Origin of the sequence: Streptomyces triticisoli, assembly GCF_003270085.1 — a bacterium.
GTDB classification, from domain to species: Bacteria; Actinomycetota; Actinomycetes; order Streptomycetales; family Streptomycetaceae; genus Streptomyces; species Streptomyces triticisoli.
The window spans coordinates 18,291-42,947 of the sequence record NZ_QFDQ01000087.1; the positions used below are offsets into that span (position 1 = coordinate 18,291).

The window sequence follows — 24,657 nt, forward strand, 5'->3', positions numbered from 1 at the left end:
GCGCCGCCACCGCGCGACCTGAGATCCTGGCGGGGCGCATCCCTGTGGGTAGCCGGAACGAGGACTCGGCACAGGGCGTCACGCGCGGGGAACAGCCAGCACGTACCGGGGGGAAGGGGACACGATGCCTCGTTGGAAGGCCTTGCCCGATGAGCTCGATCCGCAGATAAAGGAGTTCGCGAGTCAACTGCGGCGGCTCGTGGACCGCAGCGGCCTGAGCATCGCCGCGCTCGCCGATCGCACGGGCTACAGCAAGACCTCCTGGGAGCGCTATCTCAACGGCCGGCTCCTGGCGCCCAAGGGCGCGGTCGTGGCCCTCGCCGAGGTCACCGGCACCAACCCGGTCCACCTCACCACCATGTGGGAGCTCGCCGAGCGCGCCTGGAGCCGCGCGGAGATGCGCCACGACCGCACCATGGAGGCCATCCGGATATCCCAGGCGCGTGCCGAGCTCGGGGACTTCGGCGGCGACGCCCCCGGCGCCGAGGCCAACGGGAGCAAGCCGCCCCGCAGGAGCGGCAGCGCCACGGAGGCCCCTGGAACCCCGGTGGTGCCGGCGCAGCCGACGGCGTCCGACGCCGACGCCCGGGAGAGCGCGTCGAAGAAGGCCGGGCCGGCCTCCGGCTCCGGCGCCGACGCGCGCACCGACTCCGGTACCGGCGCGCAGACCCCCGCGGGCGGCAACTCCTGGAACGTGGCCGGTTACCGGGGGCCGTCCCGGACAGGAGGGCGCGCTCCCGGGGCCGGGGCGGCCTCGCCCTCCGTACCGTCCCAGCCCGACGGCACCGGGCGTACGCCGGGCGCGCCGAGCCCGTACGCCGCCGCCCCCGCCCCCTCGGAACCGTACGGCGGTCCTCCGCAGGCTCCCCCGCCCGTCTCCGGCGGCGGCGCCGGCGGGGCGCGCAAACAGCAGCTGACCATGTTCTTCGCCGGCCTGGTCGGCGTGCTGGTCGTGATCGCCGCCGTCTTCCACTTCACCGGAGAAAACGGGGACGGGAAGGCCGACGCGGGCAAGTCGCCGTCCCCCTCCGCCGACACCCCGCTCAACCTGCCGCCCGGGGTCAAGTGCAGCGGGAACGGCTGCACCGGCAAGGACGCCGAGAACATGGGGTGCAGCGGCGAGCTGGTGACCACCGCCCGGAGCGTCACCGTCGGTGCCACCTTCCTGGAGGTCCGCTACAGCAAGACCTGCGGCGCCGCCTGGGCCCGTATCACCAAGGCCGTGCCGGGCGACGAGGTCCAGGTCACGGTCGGCAAGCACAAGGAGACCGGCACCATCACCAGGCCCGGCGAGACGATCGCGTACACGCCGATGGTCGCGGTGAAGGACGCGGCACAGGTGACGGCGTGCGCGACGCTGGCCTCCGGACAGCAGGGGTGCGCGAACTAGTGCCGTGGCAGGCAATGTTCGCCCGTCAAGGAGCGGCGTCCGGTGCGTGCTCTGGGGGTCCCCCCTGCTCGAAGAGCTTGGGGGAGTGCCGGCCGGAAGTCCTCGTACTGGACGTACTTGGGCTTTCGGCTGGTGCGGCGAGTGGGGGTCCCCCTGCTCGAAGAGCTTGGGGGAGCGTGCCGGGCGTCGCGACGGGGCGAACGTTGCCTGTCGCGGCACTAGGTGCGCTGTCCGGAGTCTGCCGCCCGCGCCGCGACGCCCTCCCCGCCCGGCGGCCGGGAGGTGCCTCCAGGCAGGGCACCTCGTCGCGTTGCCGGTATCGCCCGCGTACGCCCAGTGCACGGGTGGCTCTCCGCCCTGCGATGCTCCCCCCCACTGCCCGAAGGGCGTGGGAGGCATCCCCGGCACCGGGCGCCGCGGAGTCAGCCCTCCCGGCGGGCGACGGGCAACTCCGGACAAGCCCTGGCCGGGACCGCTGGGACCGGCGGGACCGGTGGGAGCGGTGTGCCGGGCGGCCGGTGGAAGAAGTGGCGCCGGACAGGCATGGGAAGCGCCGAGCGGGGCACGTGAACCTCACCCCCACGGGAGTCCGGCAGTCCGGAGATCCCCCTACGGCGGCCGCCCTCGTCCCCACCTCTCCGGACGGGCGGCCGCCCCTCGTGCGTCACAGGGCCGCCACGTGGCCGCCCTGTGGGCCGGGCCACACGGGTCCGGCCGACCGGGATGACGGGGAGGCGATAGCCTGACGAGTGGATCTCTCTTGACGCCAAGAGATCGATCATCCGTACCCGTGATCGATCATCGTGGCGGCGCCGGTCACGAGTCGGCGACGGGATCCCGCTCCCGGGGCAGGCACGCCCCACCGCCAGCTGTCATACGGAGAACGCCATGACCCGCACTCCCGTGAACGTCACCGTCACCGGCGCGGCCGGCCAGATCGGTTACGCCCTGCTCTTCCGCATCGCCTCCGGCCAGCTGCTCGGCGCGGACGTACCGGTCAAGCTGCGGCTCCTGGAGATCACACCGGCGCTGAAGGCCGCCGAGGGCACGGCCATGGAGCTGGACGACTGTGCGTTCCCGCTCCTGCGGGGCATCGACATCACCGACGACCCGAACGTCGCCTTCGACGGTGCCAACGTCGCCCTCCTCGTCGGCGCCCGCCCGCGCACCAAGGGCATGGAGCGCGGTGACCTGCTCGAGGCCAACGGCGGCATCTTCAAGCCGCAGGGCAAGGCCATCAACGACCACGCCGCCGACGACGTCAAGGTCCTGGTCGTCGGCAACCCGGCGAACACCAACGCGCTGATCGCCCGGGCCGCCGCGCCGGACGTACCGGCCGAGCGCTTCACCGCCATGACCCGCCTGGACCACAACCGCGCGCTGACCCAGCTCGCGAAGAAGACGGGCTCGTCGGTCTCCGACATCAAGCGCCTGACCATCTGGGGCAACCACTCCGCCACCCAGTACCCGGACATCTTCCACGCCACGGTCGCCGGCAAGAACGCCGCCGAGGCCGTGGGCGACGAGAAGTGGCTGGCCGAGGACTTCATCCCGACCGTCGCCAAGCGCGGCGCCGCCATCATCGAGGCCCGCGGCGCCTCCTCGGCCGCCTCCGCCGCCAACGCCGCCGTCGACCACGTCCACACCTGGGTCAACGGCACCGCCGAGGGCGACTGGACCTCCATGGCCATCCCGTCCGACGGCTCCTACGGCGTCCCGGAGGGTCTGATCTCCTCCTTCCCGGTCACCTGCGAGGACGGCACGTACGAGATCGTCCAGGGCCTGGAGATCAACGACTTCTCCCGTGCCCGCATCGACGCCTCCGTCAAGGAGCTGGAGGAGGAGCGCGAGGCGGTCCGCGGCCTCGGCCTCGTCTGAGCCGTACGGCTCCCTCCGTCACACCCCGTACGGGCCCCGTCGCCGGTTTCCTCCGGCGGCGGGGCCCGTGGCCGTTCCAGCTGCCGGAACGACCCGGAATTCCGCACCTCTTGTCCCCTGATGTCCCCAAGTTCCGTGACCCTGAACACTTTCGGCCACGGCTCAGGCATGGACGGCACGGAAGGGGGCAGAGGCTCAGCTTGCCCGGCGGGTCACACCGATGTGACGCAGAGGCACTGAGCAGGAACGGAAGGCAGTACCGATCATGGCGGACAGTACGGAACGCGACGCGCGCGGCACCATTCACGCGGGCGGGGAGTGGCGTGGAGCGGTCGGCGGTGCCACGCGCGAGATCCTCGACCCCGCGGACGCGACGCCGTTCGCCGTGGTCGCGGAGGGCGACGAGAAGGACGCGGACCTGGCCGTGGAGGCCGCCCGCCGCGCCTTCGACGGCGGGCAGGGCGCCTGGCCGCGCACACCGGTCGCCGAGCGCGCCGCCCTGCTGCGCCGGGTCGCCGGCCTCCTGGTGCGCGACCGGGAGGAGCTCGGCCTGCTGGAGAGCCGGGACGCCGGAAAGACCCTGGAGGAGGGCCGCGTCGACATCGACTGCGTCGCCGACGCCTTCCGCTACTTCGCCGACCTGGTCGCAGCGGAAGCCCCCGGCCGGGTCGTGGACGCGGGCTCGCCCGACATCCACAGCGTCGTCGTGCACGAGCCGGTCGGCGTCTGCGCGATGATCACACCCTGGAACTACCCGCTGCTCCAGGCCAGTTGGAAGATCGCCCCGGCGCTCGCCGCGGGCAACACCTTCGTGGTCAAACCCAGCGAGATCACCCCGCTCACCACGGTCGCCCTGATCGAACTCCTCGTCGAGGCGGGCCTGCCCGCGGGCGTCGCCAACATCGTCACCGGCCCCGGCCACACGGTCGGCGCCCGGCTCGCCGAACACCCCGACGTCGACCTCGTCTCCTTCACCGGCGGCCTGGTCAGCGGCGCCAAGGTGGCCCAGGCCGCCGCCCCCACCGTCAAGAAGGTCGCCCTCGAACTCGGCGGCAAGAACCCCAACGTCGTCTTCGCCGACGCCTGCGCCACCGACGAGGGCTTCGACACCGCCGTCGACCAGGCCCTCAACGCGGCCTTCATCCACAGCGGCCAGGTCTGCTCCGCCGGCGCCCGGCTCATCGTCGAGGAGTCCGTCCGCGACCGCTTCGTCACCGAACTCGCCCGCCGCGCCGAGAGGATCCGGCTGGGCCGCGGCACCGAGTCCGGCGTCGAGTGCGGCCCGCTCGTCTCCGAGCAGCAGCGTGCCAAGGTCGAGGCGTACGTCGCATCCGCGCTCGCCGAGGGCGCGGTGCTGCGCTGCGGCGGCCGGCGCCCCGAGCCGTCGCCGCAGCGGCCCGCCACCGGCTACTTCTACGAGCCCACCGTCCTGGACCGCTGCCACCGCGAGATGAAAGTCGTCCGGGAGGAGGTCTTCGGACCCGTCCTCACCGTCGAGACCTTCCGCACCGAGGACGAGGCCGTCGCGCTCGCCAACGACACCGAGTACGGCCTCGCGGGCGCCGTGTGGACCACCGACGCGGGCCGCGCCCGGCGCGTGGCCGGCCGGCTGCGCCACGGCACCGTGTGGATCAACGACTTCCACCCCTACCTGCCGCAGGCGGAGTGGGGCGGCTTCGGCAGGAGCGGCGTCGGCCGCGAACTCGGCCCCGCCGGTCTCGCCGAGTACCGCGAGACCAAGCACGTCTACCAGAACCTCGCCCCCGGCCCGGTGCGCTGGTTCGCGGGCTGAGCCCCGCTCACCACCCCTGACGCCGGTGCCGCGCACCGCTGTTCCTCCCCCGCTCCTTCCCGTTCTTTCCTGTTCTTTCCTGTTCTTCCTCTGAAGTTTTTCCGACCTCCTCGTCATCACAGGAGTACCTCCCCCATGCACGACAACACCCACGAGTTCGACTACGTCGTCATAGGCGGCGGCACGGCAGGATCCGTGATCTCCTCCCGCCTCACCGAGAACCCGGACGTCACCGTCGCCGTCGTCGAGGGCGGCCCCAGCGACGTCGGCCGCGAGGACGTGCTGACCCTGCGCCGCTGGATGGGCCTGCTCGGCGGCGAACTGGACTACGACTACCCGACCACCGAGCAGCCCCGCGGCAACTCCCACATCCGGCACAGCCGCGCCCGCGTGCTGGGCGGCTGCTCCTCCCACAACACGCTCATCGCCTTCAAACCGCTGCCGTCCGACTGGGACGAGTGGGAGGCGGCCGGGGCCAAGGGCTGGGGCGCGGTCCAGATGGAGGCGTACTTCGCCCGCCTGAAGAACAACATCGTCGCCGTCGACGAGAAGGACCGCAACGCCATCGCCCGGGACTTCGTCGACGCCGCCCAGGCGGCGCTCGGCGTGCCGCGCGTGGAGGGCTTCAACAAGAAGCCGTTCAACGACGGCGTCGGCTTCTTCGACCTCGCCTACCACCCGGAGAACAACAAGCGCTCCAGCGCCTCCGTGGCGTATCTGCACCCGGTGATGGACGAGCGCGACAACCTGACGATCCTGCTGGAGACCTGGGCGTACAAGCTCGAGGTGAACGGCGCCCGCGCCGAGGGCGTCCACGTGCGCACCAAGGACGGCGAGGAGATCCTCGTACGCGCCCGCCGCGAGGTCCTGCTGTGCGCGGGCGCCGTCGACTCGCCCCGCCTGCTGCTGCACTCCGGCATCGGCCCCAGGGCGGACCTGGAGGAGCTCGGCATCCCCGTCGTGCACGACCTGCCGGGCGTCGGCGAGAACCTGCTCGACCACCCCGAGTCGGTGATCGTGTGGGAGACGGACGGACCCATCCCGGACAACTCCGCGATGGACTCCGACGCCGGCCTGTTCGTGCGCCGCGACCCTGAACACGCGGGCCCGGACCTGATGTTCCACTTCTACCAGATCCCGTTCACGGACAATCCCGAGCGCCTGGGCTACGAACGGCCCCCGTACGGCGTGTCGATGACCCCGAACATCCCCAAGCCGAAGAGCAGGGGCCGGCTGTACCTCACCAGCGCCGACCCGTCGGTCAAGCCGGCCCTGGACTTCCGCTACTTCACCGACGAGGACGACTACGACGGCCGTACCCTCGTCGACGGCATCCGCATCGCCCGTGAGATCGCGAAGACCGAGCCGCTGGCCAACTGGCTCAAGCGCGAGGTGTGCCCCGGCCCGGACGTCACCGGCGACGAGGAGCTGAGCGAGTACGCCCGCAAGGTCGCGCACACCGTCTACCACCCGGCGGGCACCTGCAAGATGGGCGACGCCGACGACGAACTCGCCGTTGTCGACCCCGAGTTGCGCATCCGGGGCCTGGAGGGCATCCGTATCGCGGACGCCTCCGTGTTCCCGACCATGACCGCCGTGAACCCGATGATCGGAGTGCTCATGGTCGGGGAGAAGGCCGTCGATCTGATCGGAGGTGAGAGCTGATGGCTCTCGCAGTCCCCACCCGCAAACCGCCCAACGACGACTCCGCCGCGGCTCCCGTCTTCGCGGTGGACGGCCTGTGGAAGGTCTTCGGCCCCAAGGCGGCCCGCGTCCCCGCGGACCCGGAACTCAGCGCCCTGAGCCCGGCCGGGCTGCGTGAGCGCACCGGCTGCACGGCCGCCGTCCGCGACGTCTCCTTCGACGTGCGCAAGGGCGAGGTCTTCGTCGTCATGGGCCTGTCCGGCTCCGGCAAGTCCACGCTGGTGCGCTGTCTGACCCGGCTGATCGAGCCGACCGCGGGCGCCATCGCCATCGACGGCGAGGACGTCCGCGCCATGGACAGGGCCCGGCTGCGCGAACTGCGCCGGCACCGCGCCGCGATGGTCTTCCAGCACTTCGGCCTGCTGCCGCACCGCACGGTCCTCGACAACGTCGCCTACGGCCTGCAGATCCAGGGCATCGGCAAGGCCGAGCGCCGCGAGCGGGCCGCCGAGATGGTCGCCAAGGTCGGCCTGGAGGGCATGGAGCAGCGCCGCCCCGGCCAGCTGTCCGGCGGCCAGCGCCAGCGCGTCGGCCTGGCCCGCGCACTGGTCGTGGACCCCGAAGTCCTGCTGTTCGACGAGCCGTTCAGCGCGCTCGACCCGCTCATCCGGCGGGACATGCAGGAGGAGGTGATCCGCCTGCACGAGGAGGAGGGCCGCACGATGGTCTTCATCACCCACGACCTGCAGGAGGCCCTCCGGCTCGGTGACCGCATCGCCCTGATGCGCGACGGCCGCATCGTCCAGCTGGGCACACCCGAGGAGATCGTGGGCTCCCCGGCCGACGACTACGTCCGCGACTTCGTCCGCGACGTCCCGCGCGAACAGGTCATGACGGTCCGCAGGGCCATGCGCCCCGCGTCGGCGGAAGACGCGGGCAACGGCCCGGCGGTCCCCCCGGAGGCCACGGTCGCCGAGGCCATCGAGGCGGTGGCCCGAGCAGGAGCCCCGGCCCGAGTGGTCGACGAGGGCCGCTGCGTGGGCATGGTCGACTCGGACGCCCTGCTCGGCGTAGTGGCGGGTGTGGCAGCCCCCACAGCCCCCACAGCTCCAACAGCCGCAGCAGCCGCAGCAGCGCCCCGCGAGGGCGGGGAAGCGACCCCGGGCGACAGCGGCCCCGACGCGGGGGCCGTCTGATGGCAACGCTCACCACACCAGCCCCCCGCACAGTCCCAGCCGTGCTGAAACACCGCACCACCCACAAACTCGTAGCCCTCACCGTCCTCGCCGCGGTCCTCGTCCCGCCGGCCCACATCCACTGGGCCGGCGGGGCCTGGCCGCAGGCCCTGACCGTGGACCTGTCCAGCCCCCTCGGCGGCGCCAGCGACTGGATCATCGACAACCGGGACAGCCACCCCCTGTTCCTCCACTTCTTCGGCCACGTCAGCAACGCCGTGGTCATCTCCGTACGCGCCGTCTACCTCACCCTCCTCGCCGCGGGCTGGGCGGGCGTCACGGCCGCCGCCGCGCTGATCGCCTGGCGCGTGGCCGGCACCCGCCTCGCCGCCTGCACAGCGGCAGCGCTCCTCGCCTGCGGCCTGCTCGGCATGTGGGTGCCGACCATGCAGACCCTGGCCCTGATGGTGGTCGCGGTCCTCGCCTCCGTCGTCGTGGGCGCGCTGCTCGGCCTCGCCGCCGGGCTGTCCGACCGTATGTACCGCGCCCTGCGCCCGGTCCTGGACACCATGCAGGTGCTGCCGGCGTTCGCGTACCTGCTCCCCGTCGTGCTGGTCTTCGGCATCGGCGTACCCGCCGCGGTCCTCGCCACGGTGATCTACGCCGCCCCGCCGATGGCCCGTCTGACCGCGCTCGGCCTGCGCGGCGCGGACAAGGAGGTGCTGGAGGCGGTCGACTCGCTCGGTGCCACCGCACGTCAACGCCTGTTGACCGCCCGCATCCCGCTGGCCCGCAAGGAGCTCCTCCTCGGCGTCAACCAGACGATCATGATGGCGCTGTCCATGGCGGTCATCGCCTCCGTGATCGGCGCCGGCGGCCTCGGTGACCGCGTCTACCAGGCGCTCGCCTCGGTCGACGTGGGCGCCGCGCTCGCGGCCGGCATCCCGATCGTGCTGCTGGCCGTCGTACTGGACCGGGTGACGGGCGCGGCGGGAGAGCGTCTGGGGCAGGGCCGGCGCGATCCCCGCCCCTGGCTCCACACCGCCGCAGCCGCCGCGGCGACCGTGGTCGTGGCGCTGGCCGCCCGCCTCGCGGGCCGCCTGGACTGGCCCACGGGCTGGACCGTCGGCATCGACGAGCCGGTCAACCGCGCCGTCGACTGGATGACCGCCCACCTGTACTCCGGCGTCCCGTACATCGGCGGCACCGCCGACTGGGCGGGCCGCTTCACCACCTGGGTCCTCGACCCGGTCCGCTCCGGCCTGCAGTGGCTGCCCTGGTGGTCGGTCCTGCTGATCGTGGCCGCCCTGGCCTGGCTGATCGGCACCTGGCGCACCGCGCTGACCGCCGTACTCGCCATGGCCGCGATCGGCGTGCTCGGCGTGTGGAAGCCGTCCCTGGACACCCTGTCCCAGGTGCTCGCGGCCGTCGCCGTGACCCTCGTCCTCGGCTTCGCGACCGGTGTCGCCGCCGCCCGCAGCGACCGCGTCGAGCGGCTGCTGCGCCCGGTTCTGGACGTGTTCCAGACGATGCCGCAGTTCGTGTACCTGATCCCGGTCGTCGCGCTGTTCGGCGTGGGCCGCGCCCCGGCCGTCGCCGCGGCCGTCGTCTACGCCCTCCCGGCGGTCGTACGGATCACCGCGCAGGGCCTGCGCCAGGTGGACCCGGCGGCCCTGGAGTCGGCCCGTTCGCTCGGCGCGACCAGCGGACAGCAGCTGCGCCAGGTGCAGCTGCCGCTCGCCCGCCCGGCGCTGCTGCTCGCCGTCAACCAGGGCGTGGTGCTCGTCCTCGCCGTCGTCATCATCGGCGGTCTGGTCGGCGGTGGCGCGCTCGGCTACGACGTCGTCTTCGGCCTGGCCCAGGGCGACCTGGCGACCGGCCTGGTCGCCGGCCTCGCGATCGTCTGCCTCGGCCTGATGCTCGACCGGGTGACGCAGCCGACCCAGCGGCGCGCGAAGAAGGGAGCGTGACGCAGTGCGTCGTCGTACGACTCTGACGGCCGCCGTGGCCGTCCTGGCGCTGACCACCGGCTGCGGTGCCGCCGACATGACCAAGCAGGCCTCGCCGTTCGCCAACGCCAAGGGCGCCAGGACCGTGACCCTGTCCGTGCAGTCCTGGGTCGGCGCCCTGTCCAATGTGGCCGTCGCGCAGTACCTGCTGGAGCACGAGCTGGGCTACCGCGTCGACCTCGTCCAGATCGACGAGGTGCCCGCCTGGGACGCCCTCAGCCAGGGCCGGGTCGACGCGATCCTGGAGGACTGGGGCCACCCCGAACAGGAACAGCTGTACGTCGAGGACAAGAAGACGATCGCGCGCGGCGGCAGCCTCGGGGTCACCGGGCACATCGGCTGGTTCGTGCCGACGTACTTCGCCGAGCAGCACCCCGACATCAAGGACTGGAAGAACCTCAACAAGTACGCCGACCAGTTCCGCACCGCGGAGAGCGGCGACAAGGGCCAGCTGATGGACGGCTCACCGGCCTACCTCACCCACGACAAGGCCCTGGTGAAGAACCTGAACCTGGACTACCAGGTCGTCTTCGCCGGTTCGGAGGCGGCGCAGATCACCCAGATCAAGCAGTTCGCCAAGGAGAAGAAGCCCTTCCTGACGTACTGGTACACACCGCAGTGGCTGTCCGCGAAGGTCCCCATGACGGAGGTGGAACTGCCGCCGTACAAGGAGGGCTGCGACGCGGACGCGGCCAAGGTCGCCTGCGCCTACCCGCACACGCCGCTGCAGAAGTACCTCAACGCCGACTTCGCCAGGTCCGGCGGCAAGGCGGCCGCCTTCCTGAAGAAGTTCAAGTGGACGACCGAGGACCAGAACGAGGTCTCCCTGCTGATCGCCGACCAGAAGCTCACCCCGGCCGAGGCGGCGAAGAAGTGGGTGGAGGGCCACGAGTCCACATGGAGGGCGTGGCTGTCCTGATGACGGACATCTGAACGCCCCGTGCCGGGTCCCGCCGTGAACGATCACGGCGGGACCCGGCCGTCAGACCGCCCCCGCCGGTCTCTAGGCTGGCAGTCGAAACCGGTCAACAGGCGCATGAAACAAGCGACTCGGCGACCCAAGAGACAACAGAGGCAACAGGGACAACGGGGAGACACGGACATGGCGGACGCACGTCGGCGACTTCGCTCGGGCACGGTCGTACTCGGTGGCATGGGACTGCTCGCCGCCGCGCTCACCGCCTGCTCCTCCGACCCGGACAAGCGCTGTGTGGACCGCGACAGCTACACCTACGGCAAGGGCTACAAGGTCGTCTCCGACAAGAACTGCAAGTCCGCCGAGGTGTCCTCCAAGAGCGACTGGTACTACGGCGGCAAGAAGAAGAGCGGCTGGGTCAACGGCGGCTCCTTCACCAGGCCCCGCAGCGGCTCGGGCGGTGCGGGCGGCGGCAGCGGCGGTGTGAACCGCGGCGGCTTCGGCGGCGGCAGCGGCAAGTCCGGCGGCTGAGGCCGGCATGGAGCGCCGTACCCTCACGCCCCGCCCCGGCTGGCAGCAGACCGTCGAGGCCCAGGGCCTCGTCTACCCGCTCACCAGACACCCCGACAACTCCTTCCGCCCCTACTGGGACGAGAGCGCCCACTACGTCTTCACCCTCGCCGAGGTGGAGGCGCTGGAGGAGACGGTCGAGGAACTGCACCGCATGTGCCTCGCCGCGGCGGACCACATCGTCACCGCCGACCGCTTCGCCGACCTCGGCATCACCGACTCGCGCGTCGCCCACGCCGTCGCCGAGTCCTGGCACCGCCGTGCCGAACTCCCCTCCCTCTACGGCCGCTTCGACCTCCGCTACGACGGCACCGGCCCGGCCAAGCTCCTGGAGTACAACGCCGACACCCCCACCTCCCTGGTCGAAGCCGCCTCCCCCCAGTGGTTCTGGATGGAGGAGCGCTTCCCCGGCGCCGACCAGTGGAACTCCCTGCACGAACGCCTCGTCGCCGCCTGGCGGAAGCAGGCCCCGCTGCTGCCGCCCGGCAGCCCCCTGCACTTCGCGCACACCAGCGACGACGAGACCGGCGAGGACCTGATGACGGTCGCCTACCTGAAGGAGACCGCGGAACAGGCCGGCCTCGACACCGACTGGATATCCATGGAGGAGATCGGCTGGGACCCGCTGTCCGAACGCTTCGTCGACAACGGACTGCGGTTCATCCGCAGCATCTTCAAGCTCTACCCGTGGGAGTGGCTGACCACCGACCGCTTCGCCGGCCACGTCCTGGACACCCTCGACAACGGCGGCGGCACCGGCTCCACCCTGTGGATCGAGCCCGCCTGGAAGATGCTGCTGAGCAACAAGGCCCTGCTCGCCGTCCTCTGGGAGCTGTACCCGGACCACCCGAACCTCCTCCCCACCCACCTGGACGGCCCCCGCGACCTCGCGGCCACCACCGGCTACGTCGCCAAACCCCTGCTCGGCCGGGAGGGCGCCGGAGTGACGATCCACCGGCCCGGCAGCGGCGGCCCGCCCGTCAGCGACGAGCCCTGCTGCTACCAGGCCCTCGCCCCGCTGCCCGCCTTCGACGGCAACCACGTCGTCCTCGGCGCCTGGGTCGTCGAGGACGAGGCGGCCGGCCTCGGCATCCGCGAGTCGGCCGGCCTGGTCACGGACGGGTACGCCCGCTTCCTGCCCCACGTGATCCTCTAGCGGGACACCGGCGCTCATCCGCCCAGCACCGCCCGCAGCCGGTCCAGACCCCAGTCCAGGTCCTCCTCGCCGATCACCAGCGGCGGGGAGAGCCGGATGGTCGAACCGTGGGTGTCCTTCACCAGGACACCCCGGTCCATCAGCTTCTTCGAGACCTCCCGGCCGGTCCCGAACGCCGGGTTCACGTCCACCCCCGCCCACAGCCCCCGCCCGCGCACCGCCCGCACCCGCCCCGCGCCGGCCAGCTGTCCCAGCTCCCGGTGCAGGTGCTCGCCCAGCTCCGCGGCCCGCGCCTGGTACTCGCCCGTGCGCAGCATCGCGATCACCTCCAGCGCCACCGCGCACGCCAGCGGGTTCCCGCCGAACGTCGACCCGTGCTCGCCCGGCCGGAACACCCCGAGCACCTCCCGCGACGACACCACCGCAGACACCGGCAGGAGCCCGCCGCCCAGCGCCTTCCCCAGGACGTACATGTCGGGGACGACCCCCTCGTGCTCGCACGCGAAGGTGCGGCCCGTCCGCCCCAGCCCCGACTGGACCTCGTCGGCGACGAACAGCACGTTCCGCTCCCGGGTCAGCTCCCGCACCGCCGGCAGATAACCGGCCGGCGGCACCAGCACCCCCGCCTCGCCCTGGATCGGCTCGAGCAGCACGGCCACCGTGTTCTCCGTCATGGCCGACCGCATCGCCGTCAGGTCCCCGTACGGCACGATCTCGAAGCCCGGCGTGTACGGCCCGAAGTCCGCCCGCGTCTCCGGGTCGGTGGAGAAGCTGATGATCGTCGTCGTACGGCCGTGGAAGTTGTTGCCCGCGACCACGACCTTCGCCATCTCCGCGGGCACGCCCTTGACCGTGTAGCCCCACTTGCGGGCCGTCTTCACGGCCGTCTCCACCGCCTCCGCGCCCGTGTTCATCGGCAGCACCGTCTCCATGCCGCACAGCGCCGCCAACTGCTCGCAGAACGCGCCGAAACGGTCGTGGTGGAAGGCCCGCGAGGTCAGCGTCACCCGCTCCATCTGCGCCCTGGCCGCCTCGATCAGCCGCCGGTTGCGGTGCCCGAAGTTCAGCGCCGAGTAACCGGCCAGCAGATCGAGATACCGGCGGCCCGCCACGTCCGTCATCCAGGCGCCGTCAGCGGTGGCGATCACCACGGGCAGCGGATGGTAGGTGTGCGCGCTGTGGGCGTCGGCGGCGGCGATGAGGTCTTCCGTAGCGGTCACGGCGGCTCCCGAACTCCCGAGGACGACGAGGGACGCCCCCCGGCGAAGGGGAGGCCGTCCTCCTTCCTATCCCCGCTCGCATGGTGGACGCGGGAACTGCGCCGTTCGGCGCGCCCGGTAGGCTGACCACGGGCCGTGACTGGCGTGCTGTGTCCTGGCGACGCCAGGACCCAAGGATGGGACCGACCATCGGGGAGCGGCCCGTACGTGGTGAAGAGTGCCGTGCGCCTGGGCCGTACCGTGAACGCCGAACGCCATGTCCGGAGGTCCTGATGCCCGAGAAGTCCGCGCCCCTGTCCCACGAGTCCACCGCCTTCCGTGCCGCCCTCGACGTGATCCGCGCCGTCGAACCGCGCGTGGCCGACGCCATCGGCCAGGAGGTCGCCGACCAGCGCGAGATGCTCAAGCTGATCGCCTCCGAGAACTACGCCTCCCCGGCCACCCTGCTGGCCATGGGCAACTGGCTGAGCGACAAGTACGCCGAGGGCACCGTCGGCCGCCGCTTCTACGCCGGCTGCCGCAACGTCGACACCGTCGAGTCGCTGGCCGCCGAGCACGCCCGCGAACTCTTCGGCGCCCGCCACGCCTACGTCCAGCCGCACTCCGGCATCGACGCCAACCTCGTCGCCTTCTGGGCCGTCCTCGCCGACCGTGTCGAGGCCCCCTTCCTGGAGAAGACCGGCGTCCGCCAGGTCAACGACCTCTCCGAGGCCGACTGGGCCGAACTGCGCCAGGCCTTCGGCAACCAGCGCATGCTCGGCATGTCCCTGGACGCCGGCGGCCACCTCACCCACGGCTTCCGCCCGAACATCTCAGGAAAGATGTTCGACCAGCGCTCCTACGGCACCGACCCGGCCACCGGCCTGCTCGACTACGAGGCCCTGCGCGCCACCGCCCGTGAGTTCAAGCCGCTGATCATCGTGGCCGGCTACTCCGCCTACCCGCGCCTGGTGAACTTCCGGATCATGCGCGAGATCGCCGACGAGGTCGGCGCCACGCTCATGGTGGACATGGCCCACTTCGCGGGCCTGGTCGCCGGCAAGGTCCTCACCGGCGACTTCGACCCGGTCCCGCACGCCCAGATCGTCACCACCACCACCCACAAGTCGCTGCGCGGCCCGCGCGGCGGCATGGTCCTGTGCGACGACTCCCTCAAGGACCAGGTCGACCGCGGCTGCCCGATGGTCCTCGGCGGCCCCCTCCCGCACGTCATGGCCGCCAAGGCGGTCGCCCTGGCCGAGGCCCGCCGGCCCTCCTTCCAGGACTACGCCCAGCGGATCGTCGACAACTCCCGCGCCCTGGCCGAGGGCCTGACCCGCCGTGGCGCCACCCTGGTGACCGGCGGCACCGACAACCACCTCAACTTGATCGACGTCGCCTCCTCCTACGGCCTCACCGGCCGCCAGGCCGAGGCCGCCCTGCTCGAGTCCGGCATCGTCACCAACCGCAACGCGATCCCGGCCGACCCCAACGGCGCCTGGTACACCTCCGGCATCCGCGTCGGCACGCCCGCGCTGACCACCCGCGGCCTGGGCACCGCCGAGATGGACGAGGTCGCCGGCCTGATCGACCGCGTCCTGACGGTCACCGAGCCCGGCACCACCAAGTCGGGCGCCCCGTCCAAGGCCGCCCACGTCCTCGACCCGAAGATCGCCGACGAGATCTCCCACCGCGCGACCGACCTGGTGGCCGGCTTCCCGCTGTACCCGGAGATCGACCTCGGCTGATCACAGCTCGATCAGCTCCTGTCGTGGTTCCTCCCGCGGCGGTCCGGCACTTCTCCGGGCCGCCGCGCGGCGTATCAGCAACGTGCCGCCGACCCCGACGGCGAGCCCGCCGGCCGCCCACCACAGGGGGTCACCTCTCCTGTCCCGAGCCCCGCCGGGTGACGTACCGTCCGCGCCGCCCAGAAGCCCCCGGCGGTCCAGCCGCTCGTACAGATCCCGCGGCGCCCGGTGCCAGCGGATGTCGTCGTCCTCCACATCCGGCGCCAGGTCCGAGCGCACCCACGGCGTGCCGTCCTCCGCCACGATCAACTGGTCCTGCCTGTCCACAGCCACATCCCCTCCCGGCGGCCTGCTCGTCATCGGCCACCCCCCGACCCCGGTCAGCCCCCACACCACGGTCACCCGCACCGCCGGATACCGCCCCTCCGCCCAGGCCGTCGGCACCGGCTCCGTCCCTGTGTACGACGGCCGCAGCAGCTCTTGGAGCCGGGCGAAGTCGCGATCCTCCGAGTGCAACGCTCTCGTCCGCCCCGAGCCGCCCACCACGACCAGCGCAACATCGGGCGGGCGCGGCGCATTGTCCCTGTCCGCGGCCGTCGCGACCGCCGGCATCCCGCACACCATCGCCGCCACGGTCACCGACACCCGCAGCACGGAGATGAGCCGCGGCGCCGTGCGCCCGCCCCGCAGTGACATCCGACCAACCCTCTCCCTCGTCCCGCGCACGCGTCCTACACGTCCCGCAGTTCCTGCCTGGGGCCCGGTTCCCGCTCACGCCGCAGGCGCTCGAGCGGCAGCCTCGACGCGAAGGGCCGCAGCACCAGCGCGAGCAGCGCACCGGCCGCCGCTCCCGGTAGCGCCCACCACCAGCCGGTGCCGTCACCACCCGCGGTCGGCGCACTCGCCTGTACCGTCTGCGTCCCCGTGTCGGCGTCCGGTGTGGCGGTGTCGGCTGTGGCCGTGTCCTCCTCCTCCGGCAGCGGGAAGATGCCGCTGTACCCGTCACTCGTGGGCTTGCCCATCATGCCCAGTTTCTTGAGCAAGGCCCGAAGTCGGTCGGGCTGCTGGGCGAGGTGCCAGTTGCCGGCCCTGGAGTCGGACGCGTGTGCCGCCGTGTGGATCCAGACGGCGTTCTTGTCGGTCAACGGGAAGATGCGGTCGAGCCGCCACACCGTTACGTCGTGTATCAGCCAGGTCGCGTTGATCTGCCGGGCGTTGGCCAGGTCGGCCTCGGACGGCGCTTTCATGCCGCCCGCGCCCAGCGGGCCCAGGAGTTGCTCCAGAGCCAGATAGTCCTTGTCGGAGTTGTACAGCCCCGTGGCCTTCGCGCTCCCCGGCGAGGTCACCAGCACGCTTGTCGGCCCGCCGGCCGACGCGGAGGACGCGCCCCACACCATCACAGCGAGCACCACCGCCAGCGCGCCCGCCAGCGCGGTCATTTCTCGAACCTTCCACTTGCCCATCCGAACCCCCATGGCCGGTCCCCGTGCGGCCCGTCACCGGCCGCGTGTCACCTCTGGTACACCGCCCGGCCCGCCGGGGTTCCCACCCCGCGCGCACTATTTCGGCGGCCGCCCGGACGTTCCGGCCCCCCGGGCTTCCGAGTGGGCGATCCGCACCGCCCGCTCCTTCGAGGCCACTCCCTCCAGCCGGAGCGTCACATCGCCGTCGCGGGTCTCCCGGACCCACAGCAGCGTCGGGCCGGCCGTCCGCTTGCTGCGGGTGAAGCGGTGACCGTCGGCGTCCACCAGCCAGAGGGTGAGCACGTGCGGGTTCCGGAACCACAGGGCGGAGTTCCGCATCCCGCCCTCCGAGGCCGTCTCGTCCAACTGCACCCACTCCACAGGCTCCCGCAGACTCTTGCCGAAGCCGACGTCCAACCGCTCCGGATACTCGTCGAGCCGTACCGTCCGTCCGTGCTCGTACCAGCACAGGGTCACCAGCGACCGCCCCTGCGGCTCATCGGTCACCGTCACGGCGTCCGGCACACCGAGCACGTCCGGTACCACGGGCTCGAAACCGGCCTGCCGCCGGGCCTGCGCCAGGGACAGCGACCGGCCGCAGCCGGGGACCCGCGCACCCGGCGAGGGCACCGCCGACGGGTCGTAGCGCACCTCGACGCCCGCGAAGCCGAACCAGTCGAGGACCTCCGCCCGCACCGGGGGTGTGAGGACGAGCACCGTGAGCAGACCGCACAGGGCCGCCGTCAGCGAGCGCCACCGCATCCGTGTCCAGTGCCGCACCGCCCGCAGCCGCTCCCCGGCGTCCGCCGGCTCGGCCACCGGCACAGGTACCTGATCGGCCAGTATCTGCTGCAGCACCCGCTCCACCATCGACTCCGGTCCCGCCGCAGAACCCGCCGAACCCGCAGCCCCCGGCGCGTCCAGCGACCGCCCCAGTGCCCGCAACTCCTCTCGCAGCCGAGAGGTGTCCTCCGGCTCACGCACGCTCCTCACCCCCTTCCCGTGGCTGGAAATCCGGCAGCAGACGGCCCAGCTTGCGCAGGGCACGGTTGAGCCGGGACTTCACGGTCCCGCGAGGCCAGCCCAGGGCCTGGGCGGTCTCCGACTCGTCCATCTCCAGCAGATAGCGGTAGGTGACGACCAGGCGGTGCTCCTCGCTCAGCTGCTCCAGCGCGGCGAGCAGGGCGGCGCGGCGCTCGGCCTGCAGTGTCGCCACCGCCGGGTCCGCCGACTCCGGTATCAGCGGCTCGGTCTCCACGAAGGCGGCCTCCCGGCCGGCGAGCGTGCGCTGCCGGGCCGCCGTGCGCACTGTGTTCCTGGTCTCATTGGCGACGATCGACAGCAGCCACGGCTTGAAGGCCGAGCCGTCCCTGAACCGGCCCAGGGCGCAGTACGCCTTGACGAAGGCCTGCTGCACCACGTCCTCCGCGTCCGCCCCCGCTCCGAGCGCGGCGGCCGCCCTGAGCGCGATGCCCGTATGGGCCCGCACCAACTCCGCGTACGCCTCCGGCTCCCCGGCGCGTACGCGAGCGATCACCGCGGCCTCATCGACGATGCGGCCCCCCTCCCGCGTCCTCACACCCTTGTTACACCGCGCGAGCCGATTCGGTTCCCACCTGTTCCCCACCTGTTCCCGACCCGTTCCGGATCCCCGTTCCGGATCCCCGTTCCGGATCCCCGTTCCGGACCGGGGATCCGGAACGGAGAGGATCCAGCACCTGAGAGAATGGTGAGCATGTCCTCTGACCGCCCGCCCGTCTCCCACCACCACCCTCAGGGGAATGGCTTCGCCATGCAGCAACCGCCGCGCGTGCTCTCCGGAATCCAGCCCACCGCAGGCTCCTTCCACCTCGGCAACTACCTCGGTGCCGTCCGCCAGTGGGTGGCTCTGCAGGAGACCCACGACGCGTTCTACATGGTCGTCGACCTGCACGCGATCACGATCCCGCAGGACCCGGCCGAGCTGCGCGCCAACACCCGGCTCGCCGCCGCCCAGCTGCTGGCCGCCGGACTGGACCCGGAGCGCTGCACCCTCTTCGTGCAGAGCCACGTCCCCGAGCACGCCCAGCTGGCCTGGGTCATGAACTGCCTCACCGGCTTCGGCGAGGCGTCCCGGATGACCCAGTTCAAGGACAAGTCCGCCAAGCAGGGCGCCGACCGAGCCTCGGTCGGCCTGTTCACGTACCCGATCCTCCAGGTCGCCGACATCCTGCTGTACCAGGCCAACGAGGTGCCGGTCGGCGAGGACCAGCGCCAGCACATCGAGCTCACCCGCGACCTCGCCGAGCGCTTCAACGGCCGCTTCGGCGAGACCTTCACCGTGCCGAGCGCGTACATCCTGAAGGAGACGGCGAAGATCTACGACCTGCAGGACCCGACGGTCAAGATGAGCAAGTCGGCGTCCACGCCGAAGGGCCTCATCAACCTCCTCGACGAGCCGAGGACCACCGCGAAGAAGGTCAGGAGCGCGGTCACCGACACCGACACCGTCATCCGCTTCGACCCGGAGACCAAGCCCGGCGTCAGCAACCTGCTGTCGATCTACTCGACCCTGACGGGCGCGGACATCGCCGAACTGGAGGAGAAGTACGCCGGCAAGGGCTACGGCGCGCTCAAGACGGACCTCGCCGAGGTCATGACCGAGTTCGTGACGCCGTTCCGCGAGCAGACCCGGCAGTACCTGGACGACCCGGAGACGCTGGACTCGATCCTGGCCAAGGGCGCGGAGAAGGCGCGTACGGTCGCCGCGGAGACCCTCGCCCAGGCATACGACAGGGTGGGCTTCCTGTCCGCCAAGCGCTGAGGCGCACCACGGCACACACAGGGCACCGGGCAGAGCGCTGCACATCACATGGTTGCGCCTGCCCACAACACGGCCGCGGACGTACAGTCGAAGCCGGACGGCAGTGACGTAGCGGCTGAGAGCCAAACAGCTGAGAACCAGACAGACGACGCTTCCGACACGACGACAGGAGACGACGTGGGGACCGTAACGATCGGGGTGTCGATCGCGGTCCCGGAGCCCCACGGCAGCCTGCTCCAGCAGCGGCGCGCGGGCTTCGGCGACGCCGCGGCTCACGGGATCCCCACGCACGTCACCCTGCTGCCGCCGACGGAGGTCGATGACGCCGAACTGCCTGCCGTCGAGGCCCATCTGACGGAGGTGGCCGCGGCCGGGCGCCCGTTCACCATGCGGCTGTCCGGCACGGACACCTTCCGGCCGCTGTCGCCGGTGGTGTTCGTCCGGGTCGTCGAGGGCGCCGAGGCGTGCGCGTGGCTGCAGAAGCAGGTCCGCGACGCCTCCGGACCCGTGGCGCGCGAACTCCAGTTCCCCTACCACCCGCATGTGACGGTGGCGCACGGCATCGACGACGCGGCCATGGACCGCGCCCTCGAGGAACTCGCCGCGTACGAGGCCGAATGGCCGTGCACCGGATTCGCCCTGCATGAGCAGGGTCCTGACGGGGTGTGGCGCAAGCTGCGCGAGTTCGGCTTCGGCGGCTGCACGGTGGTGCCCCCGCAGGCGGGCCCCGTGGACCGCGGCACACTGCCCACCCGCTAGCGGCAGCAGGAGGGGACAGCGGGGGTTGGCAACTGCTCGCCAAGGAGCGTGTATAAGACCGGTTTAGCTCGATCGTGTGATGGTCGGCTTGCGGGCTTGCGGGCTTGCGGGCTTGCGGTGTGCTGGACCGGCCGGGGTAGCGCTGCCGTGCGATCTGGGACGCCGGGTGCGGTGCCCGGGGTGCCCCCTCTGGGGGAGTGCGGGGCCCCTGCTCCACCAGCGAGATGGTTCAGGGCCTCCCCGTCGCCTCTGGCCGCTCCCACAGTACAGCGGAAGCCGCCGGAACACCGCGCGCGGCAGATGCCGCAGTACGGACGTCACCAGCCGGAGCACACCGGGCACCCACACCGTCTCCGAGCGCCGCCTGAGGCCCAGTTCGACGGCGGTGGCGACCTCCTCCGGGGTGACGGCGAGGGGTTCGGCCTCCCGTCCGGCGGTCGCCCTGGACCGTACGAACCCGGGGCGTACGACCATGACGTGCACGCCCGTGCCGTACAGAGCGTCGCCCAGACCCTGGGCGAAGGTGTCCAGACCGGCCTTGCTGGAGCCGTAGATGAAGTCCGCGCGGCGGGCGCGTTCACCGGCCGCCGCCGAGAGCACCACCAGCGAGCCGTGCCCCTGGTCCTGCAGCGACCGGGCGGCGACGAGTCCCGCGGACACCGCCCCGGTGTAGTTGGTCCGGACGACCCGGACGGCGTTCAGCGGTTCGCGTTCGTCGTACGCCTGGTCGCCGAGGACGCCGAAGGCCAGCAGCACCATGTCGATGACGCCCTCGGCGAAGACCTTGCCGAGGGCGGTCTCGTGGGACTCGGGGTCGAGCGCGTCGAAGGGGACGGTGCGCACGTCGGCGCCCAGGGTGCGCAGATGTGCGGCGGCCTCCTCCAGGGCCGGCGACGGGCGGCCCGCCAGCCACACCGTGCGGGTGCGGCGGGTGATCAGGCGGCGCGCGGTGGCCAGGGCGATCTCGGACGTGCCGCCGAGGACGAGGAGGGACTGGGGGAGACGGGTCGGACCGGGGGCAGCTCTCACGGCAGAGGACTGTATCGTCCGGGTATGCGTGGTTTGCCGCAGAAACGCGGTGTTGGCGCGGCCGTCGAGCGGGCACAGTGCGCATCATGGACTGGCTGAAGAGACTCCCCGTCGTCGGGCCGTGGGCGGCGCGCCTGATGGCCACGCACGCGTGGCGGTCGTACGAGCGGCTGGACCGGGTGAAGTGGACACGGCTGGCCGCCGCCATGACGTTCATCAGCTTCATCGCCCTGTTCCCACTGCTGACGGTGGGCGCCGCGATCGGCGCGGCCACGCTCAGCGCTGAGCAGCAGCACACGCTCCAGAACAGGATCGCCCAGCAGTTCCCGGGCCTCGGCAGCCAGCTGGACATCGGCGCCCTGGTGCAGAACGCCGGCACCGTCGGGGTCATCGCCGGCGCCGCCCTGCTGCTGACCGGCGTCAACTGGGTCGCCCAGATGCGCGACTGTCTGCGCGCGGTGTGGGAGCTGCCCGACCCGGAGGAGAACCCGCTGCTGAGCAAGGTGAAGGACGCGGGCATCCTGGTGGGCCTCGGCGGCGCGCTGCTCGTCACGCTCGCCGTGTCCACCGTCGCCTCGGCCGCCGTCGGCTGGACCGCCCGGCAGATCGGGCTGGACGAACACGGCTGGGGCAGCGTGGTGTTGCGGGTCGTCGCGTTCGCGGTCGCCGTACTGGCCGACTTCCTGGTGCTGTTGTACGTCCTCACCCTGCTGCCCGGCGTCGAACCGCCGCGCCGCCGGCTGCTCGTCGCCGCGCTGCTCGGCGCGGTCGGCTTCGAACTGCTGAAACTGCTGCTGAGCGGCTACATCCAGGGGGTGGCGGCGAAGAGCATGTACGGCGCCTTCGGTGTCCCCGTCGCCCTGCTGCTGTGGATCAACCTCACCTCCAAGCTGGTCCTGTACTGCGCCGCCTGGACGGCGACGGGCGGCAAGGAGGACGAAGCCGGCGGCCAAGCCTGCGGCCAAGGCGGCAGGGACGGCGACGGTGGCAGGGGCGTCCGGCTCAGGGGCGTCCGGCTCAGGGACGGCTCCGGCGGCGCACCAGGTCCGGCAGCGGCCAGCGGCGGTTGACCAGGAACGCCGCGGCGGCGAACAGCACCAGGGCACCGCCCGCGATCCCGAGGGCGGTACCGGCGCCACTGGAGCCGCTCCTGACGGAGGCGCTCGCCACGGGCTTGGACGACGATCCGCCGCCCGCCTGGCCGGCCGAGGGCGTGGCGCCCGGCCGGCCCTTCGCGCCGGCCGCGCTCTTCGGCGGCACCAGTTCACCCACCGGCCGTACCTTGCCCGCGGCGGCGAAGCCCCAGTCGAACAGTTTGGCGGTCTCCTTGTAGGCCTCGTTGTGCTCCTTCTTCTCCGGGTTCATCACCGTCACGAGCAGCACCCGGCCGTCGCGTTCGGCGACGCCGGTGAAGGTGTTGCCCGCGTTGGTGGTGTAGCCGTTCTTCACCCCCGCGATGCCCTGGTAGACGGAGATGTCGTAGTCGCCGCTCAGCAGCCGGTTGGTGTTCTGGATCTCGAAGGAGCCCCGGGTGGTTTTACCCTTCTTGTTCTTCTTCGTCTCGCCGGGGAACGGGGCCCGTACGGTCGAGCAGTACTCGCGGAAGTCCTTCTTCTGCAGCCCGGAGCGGGCGATCAGCGTCAGGTCGTACGCAGAGGAGACCTGGCCCTTGGCGTCGTAGCCGTCCGGGCTCACCACGTGCGTGTCGAGGGCCTGCAGCTCCTGCGCGTGCGCGTTCATGTCCTCGACGGTCCGCTCGACGCCGTCGTTCATCGCGGACAGGACGTGCACGGCGTCGTTGCCGGAGCGAAGGAAGACGCCCAGCCACAGGTCGTGGACCGTGTACGTCTCGTTCTCCTTGATGCCGACCAGGCTGGAGCCGGCGCCCACGCCGGCCAGGTCGGCCGGGTCGACCTTGTACGTCTGCGTCTTGGGGAACTTCGGCAGGACGGTGTCGGCGAACAGCATCTTCAGCGTGCTGGCCGGGGGCAGCCGCCAGTGCGCGTTGTGCGCGGCGAGAACCTCGCCGGACTCGGCGTCGGCCACGATCCAGGAGCGGGCGGTGATGCCCTTCGGCAGGACGGGAGCCCCGTTCGCCAGGTCGGCCTGCGTGCCCGGCAGGCCCAGACGGGCGCCGCCCACGGTGGACATCTGCGCCGGGGGAGTGGCCGACGGGCTCGTCCCCGGGGTGGCCGGCGCGGCGAGGGCGGCGGGCGCGGTCAGGGAGACGGACAACAGGGCGGCTGAAGTGACCAGCAGGCAGCGTCTGGTGGTCTTCTGGGGTGCGGGCACGGTCGGAAACGTACCTGGCGTCGGCAGTGACGTTCCTCCCGGCCTCCCACCCCGGGCGCGGAACCCGGCGCCCGGCAGCGATACTGAAGGTATGAAGCTCAGCCGCCCCGTCTCCTGGTTCCTGCTCGCCTTCGGGGTGTGGAGCTGGGTCATCTGGGTCACTTTCGTCAAGAATCTCGTCAAGGACAGCAGCGGGCTCGCGTTCGACGACGGGCACCCGACGGCGTACTTCTGGGTGCATCTGACGCTCGCCGTCGTCTCCTTCGTATTGGGGACGGTCATCGGGGCCATCGGGTTGCGCGGACTGCGCGCACTGCGCCGGACGTCATAGCGTTTTCGACACCCCGACCCGGAAGGTACGTACGGCATGGCGGTCGTCTTCGTGCTTGTGGCGCTGCTCGTCCTGGCCCTCGTGGTGGCGGCCAACTGGTACCTGTGGCGGCGCCTGTTCCGCGACACGACCCGCGGCCCCGGCCCGGTGCGGCGCGTCGGCGCGGTCCTGATCACCGGCGGCTGGCTGCTGGCGGTCGCGGCCTTCGTGGGTGCACGCGCCGGTGCCCCCTTCTGGCTTCAGCGCGCCCTGGCCTGGCCCGGTTTCCTCTGGCTGGCCCTGTCGCTCTACCTCCTCCTGGCCACCCTGGCCGCCGAACCCCTGCGGCCGGTCCTCCGCCGTCTCCTCGCCCGCCCGGCGAAGCCGGGCTCCGGGGCGGGGCATGAGGGGCGGACGGACGTGATCCGCGAGCCGGCGCTTTCCCGCGAGGCGGCGCCCGGCGGTCCGTCGACGGCCGGCTCCGGGGCGGGGCTCGGCGGCGGGGCGGGGGCCGGCGGGCGGAT

At 71.9% G+C, this 24,657-nt stretch carries 20 protein-coding genes, 2 pseudogenes and 1 riboswitch; of the genes and pseudogenes, 15 read left to right on the forward strand and 7 right to left on the reverse strand.

Going from position 1 to position 24,657, the window contains the following annotated elements; all coding sequences use genetic code 11:
• Positions 1–142: 142 nt before the first annotated feature.
• The 9 genes from DEP02_RS15310 to DEP02_RS15350 all read left to right on the forward strand — a co-directional run bounded on the left by DEP02_RS15310 (position 143) and on the right by DEP02_RS15350 (position 12,530).
• Positions 143–1,390 carry a helix-turn-helix domain-containing protein gene (locus DEP02_RS15310; RefSeq protein WP_232839131.1) on the forward strand — a complete coding sequence of 416 codons (1,248 nt, stop codon included), beginning with the start codon at positions 143–145 and terminating at the stop codon, positions 1,388–1,390.
• A gap of 888 nt (positions 1,391–2,278) precedes the next feature.
• Entirely contained in the window at positions 2,279–3,268 is a 990-nt protein-coding gene (locus DEP02_RS15315; protein WP_112467880.1) for a malate dehydrogenase, read from the forward strand.
• A gap of 265 nt (positions 3,269–3,533) precedes the next feature.
• Positions 3,534–5,060, forward strand: coding sequence for an aldehyde dehydrogenase family protein (locus DEP02_RS15320; RefSeq protein WP_112467881.1), 1,527 nt, complete (start codon positions 3,534–3,536; stop codon positions 5,058–5,060).
• Positions 5,061–5,195: 135 nt separating this feature from the next.
• Positions 5,196–6,725 (forward strand): GMC family oxidoreductase, encoded by a 1,530-nt coding sequence (locus DEP02_RS15325; RefSeq protein WP_112467882.1) that lies wholly within the window; start codon positions 5,196–5,198, stop codon positions 6,723–6,725.
• Positions 6,725–7,900: a quaternary amine ABC transporter ATP-binding protein gene (locus DEP02_RS15330; protein WP_232839132.1), complete on the forward strand. Its 1,176-nt coding sequence runs from the start codon at positions 6,725–6,727 to the stop codon at positions 7,898–7,900. Before DEP02_RS15325 ends, DEP02_RS15330 begins: the two co-directional genes overlap by 1 nt.
• Positions 7,900–9,849, forward strand: a complete 1,950-nt coding sequence (locus DEP02_RS15335; RefSeq protein WP_112467883.1) for an ABC transporter permease — start codon at positions 7,900–7,902, stop codon at positions 9,847–9,849. Before DEP02_RS15330 ends, DEP02_RS15335 begins: the two co-directional genes overlap by 1 nt.
• Before the next feature lie 4 nt (positions 9,850–9,853).
• Entirely contained in the window at positions 9,854–10,807 is a 954-nt protein-coding gene (locus DEP02_RS15340) for an ABC transporter substrate-binding protein (protein WP_112467884.1), read from the forward strand.
• A 183-nt stretch (positions 10,808–10,990) separates the two neighbouring features.
• On the forward strand, positions 10,991–11,335 hold the full coding sequence (locus tag DEP02_RS15345; RefSeq protein WP_112467885.1) for a hypothetical protein: 345 nt from the start codon (positions 10,991–10,993) through the stop codon (positions 11,333–11,335).
• Positions 11,336–11,342: 7 nt separating this feature from the next.
• A complete protein-coding gene (locus DEP02_RS15350) occupies positions 11,343–12,530 on the forward strand; it encodes a glutathionylspermidine synthase family protein (RefSeq protein ID WP_112467886.1) in 1,188 nt (395 codons plus the stop codon).
• Between the two features lie 14 nt (positions 12,531–12,544).
• On the opposite strand, the gene rocD is transcribed toward DEP02_RS15350, so the two are convergent.
• Positions 12,545–13,750: an ornithine--oxo-acid transaminase gene (gene rocD, locus DEP02_RS15355; RefSeq protein ID WP_112467887.1), complete on the reverse strand. Its 1,206-nt coding sequence runs from the start codon at positions 13,748–13,750 to the stop codon at positions 12,545–12,547.
• A gap of 125 nt (positions 13,751–13,875) precedes the next feature.
• Positions 13,876–13,991: riboswitch (ZMP/ZTP riboswitch) on the forward strand.
• A gap of 31 nt (positions 13,992–14,022) precedes the next feature.
• On the opposite strand from rocD, the gene DEP02_RS15360 reads away from it, so the two are divergent.
• Positions 14,023–15,477 carry a glycine hydroxymethyltransferase gene (locus DEP02_RS15360; protein WP_112467888.1) on the forward strand — a complete coding sequence of 485 codons (1,455 nt, stop codon included), beginning with the start codon at positions 14,023–14,025 and terminating at the stop codon, positions 15,475–15,477.
• Here the strand turns inward: DEP02_RS15360 and DEP02_RS15365 are convergent, their stop codons facing one another.
• The 4 genes from DEP02_RS15365 to DEP02_RS15380 form a co-directional block, all read right to left on the reverse strand.
• Positions 15,478–16,101, reverse strand: coding sequence for a hypothetical protein (locus DEP02_RS15365; RefSeq protein WP_112467893.1), 624 nt, complete (start codon positions 16,099–16,101; stop codon positions 15,478–15,480).
• 107 nt (positions 16,102–16,208) lie between these two features.
• A complete protein-coding gene (locus tag DEP02_RS15370; protein WP_232839133.1) occupies positions 16,209–16,916 on the reverse strand; it encodes a hypothetical protein in 708 nt (235 codons plus the stop codon).
• A gap of 120 nt (positions 16,917–17,036) precedes the next feature.
• Positions 17,037–17,924, reverse strand: coding sequence for a hypothetical protein (locus tag DEP02_RS15375; RefSeq protein WP_232839134.1), 888 nt, complete (start codon positions 17,922–17,924; stop codon positions 17,037–17,039).
• On the reverse strand, positions 17,917–18,519 hold the full coding sequence (locus DEP02_RS15380) for an RNA polymerase sigma factor (protein WP_198668450.1): 603 nt from the start codon (positions 18,517–18,519) through the stop codon (positions 17,917–17,919). Before DEP02_RS15380 ends, DEP02_RS15375 begins: the two co-directional genes overlap by 8 nt.
• A 213-nt stretch (positions 18,520–18,732) precedes the next feature.
• Between DEP02_RS15380 and trpS the strand changes: the two genes are divergently transcribed.
• Positions 18,733–19,743 (forward strand): tryptophan--tRNA ligase, encoded by a 1,011-nt coding sequence (gene trpS / locus DEP02_RS15385; protein ID WP_112467889.1) that lies wholly within the window; start codon positions 18,733–18,735, stop codon positions 19,741–19,743.
• A gap of 177 nt (positions 19,744–19,920) precedes the next feature.
• Entirely contained in the window at positions 19,921–20,502 is a 582-nt protein-coding gene (locus tag DEP02_RS15390) for a 2'-5' RNA ligase family protein (protein ID WP_112467890.1), read from the forward strand.
• 267 nt (positions 20,503–20,769) lie between these two features.
• Here the strand turns inward: DEP02_RS15390 and dprE2 are convergent.
• Positions 20,770–21,531 (reverse strand): annotated as a pseudogene (gene dprE2 / locus DEP02_RS15395) (decaprenylphospho-beta-D-erythro-pentofuranosid-2-ulose 2-reductase); the annotation flags it as partial.
• Between the two features lie 86 nt (positions 21,532–21,617).
• On the opposite strand from dprE2, the gene DEP02_RS15400 reads away from it, so the two are divergent.
• The gene (locus DEP02_RS15400) at positions 21,618–22,601 is read left to right on the forward strand and encodes a YihY/virulence factor BrkB family protein (protein WP_112467897.1); all 984 of its coding nucleotides are present in this window, start codon (positions 21,618–21,620) and stop codon (positions 22,599–22,601) included.
• Here the strand turns inward: DEP02_RS15400 and DEP02_RS15405 are convergent.
• Complete coding sequence (locus tag DEP02_RS15405) at positions 22,549–23,823, reverse strand: D-alanyl-D-alanine carboxypeptidase family protein (protein ID WP_232839135.1); 1,275 nt, start codon at positions 23,821–23,823, stop codon at positions 22,549–22,551. The two genes, DEP02_RS15400 and DEP02_RS15405, sit on opposite strands and share 53 nt — an antisense overlap.
• 91 nt (positions 23,824–23,914) lie before the next feature.
• On the opposite strand from DEP02_RS15405, the gene DEP02_RS15410 reads away from it, so the two are divergent.
• Positions 23,915–24,154 (forward strand): SCO4848 family membrane protein, encoded by a 240-nt coding sequence (locus DEP02_RS15410; RefSeq protein ID WP_112467892.1) that lies wholly within the window; start codon positions 23,915–23,917, stop codon positions 24,152–24,154.
• 36 nt (positions 24,155–24,190) lie between these two features.
• Positions 24,191–24,657 (forward strand): annotated as a pseudogene (locus DEP02_RS15415) (metallophosphoesterase); the annotation flags it as partial.

What these genes read in the sequence shown, in the direction of transcription:
- DEP02_RS15335 (WP_112467883.1), top strand. Translation starts at nt 7,900, where the DNA reads ATGGCAACGCTCACCACACCAGCCCCCCGCACAGTCCCAGCCGTGCTG.
- DEP02_RS15365 (WP_112467893.1), bottom strand. Translation starts at nt 16,101, where the DNA reads ATGGTGTGCGGGATGCCGGCGGTCGCGACGGCCGCGGACAGGGACAAT.
- DEP02_RS15325 (WP_112467882.1), top strand. Translation starts at nt 5,196, where the DNA reads ATGCACGACAACACCCACGAGTTCGACTACGTCGTCATAGGCGGCGGC.
- DEP02_RS15315 (WP_112467880.1), top strand. Translation starts at nt 2,279, where the DNA reads ATGACCCGCACTCCCGTGAACGTCACCGTCACCGGCGCGGCCGGCCAG.
- DEP02_RS15320 (WP_112467881.1), top strand. Translation starts at nt 3,534, where the DNA reads ATGGCGGACAGTACGGAACGCGACGCGCGCGGCACCATTCACGCGGGC.
- DEP02_RS15370 (WP_232839133.1), bottom strand. Translation starts at nt 16,916, where the DNA reads ATGACCGCGCTGGCGGGCGCGCTGGCGGTGGTGCTCGCTGTGATGGTG.
- DEP02_RS15410 (WP_112467892.1), top strand. Translation starts at nt 23,915, where the DNA reads ATGAAGCTCAGCCGCCCCGTCTCCTGGTTCCTGCTCGCCTTCGGGGTG.
- trpS (WP_112467889.1), top strand. Translation starts at nt 18,733, where the DNA reads ATGCAGCAACCGCCGCGCGTGCTCTCCGGAATCCAGCCCACCGCAGGC.
- DEP02_RS15330 (WP_232839132.1), top strand. Translation starts at nt 6,725, where the DNA reads ATGGCTCTCGCAGTCCCCACCCGCAAACCGCCCAACGACGACTCCGCC.
- DEP02_RS15345 (WP_112467885.1), top strand. Translation starts at nt 10,991, where the DNA reads ATGGCGGACGCACGTCGGCGACTTCGCTCGGGCACGGTCGTACTCGGT.
- DEP02_RS15400 (WP_112467897.1), top strand. Translation starts at nt 21,618, where the DNA reads ATGGACTGGCTGAAGAGACTCCCCGTCGTCGGGCCGTGGGCGGCGCGC.
- DEP02_RS15350 (WP_112467886.1), top strand. Translation starts at nt 11,343, where the DNA reads ATGGAGCGCCGTACCCTCACGCCCCGCCCCGGCTGGCAGCAGACCGTC.
- DEP02_RS15360 (WP_112467888.1), top strand. Translation starts at nt 14,023, where the DNA reads ATGCCCGAGAAGTCCGCGCCCCTGTCCCACGAGTCCACCGCCTTCCGT.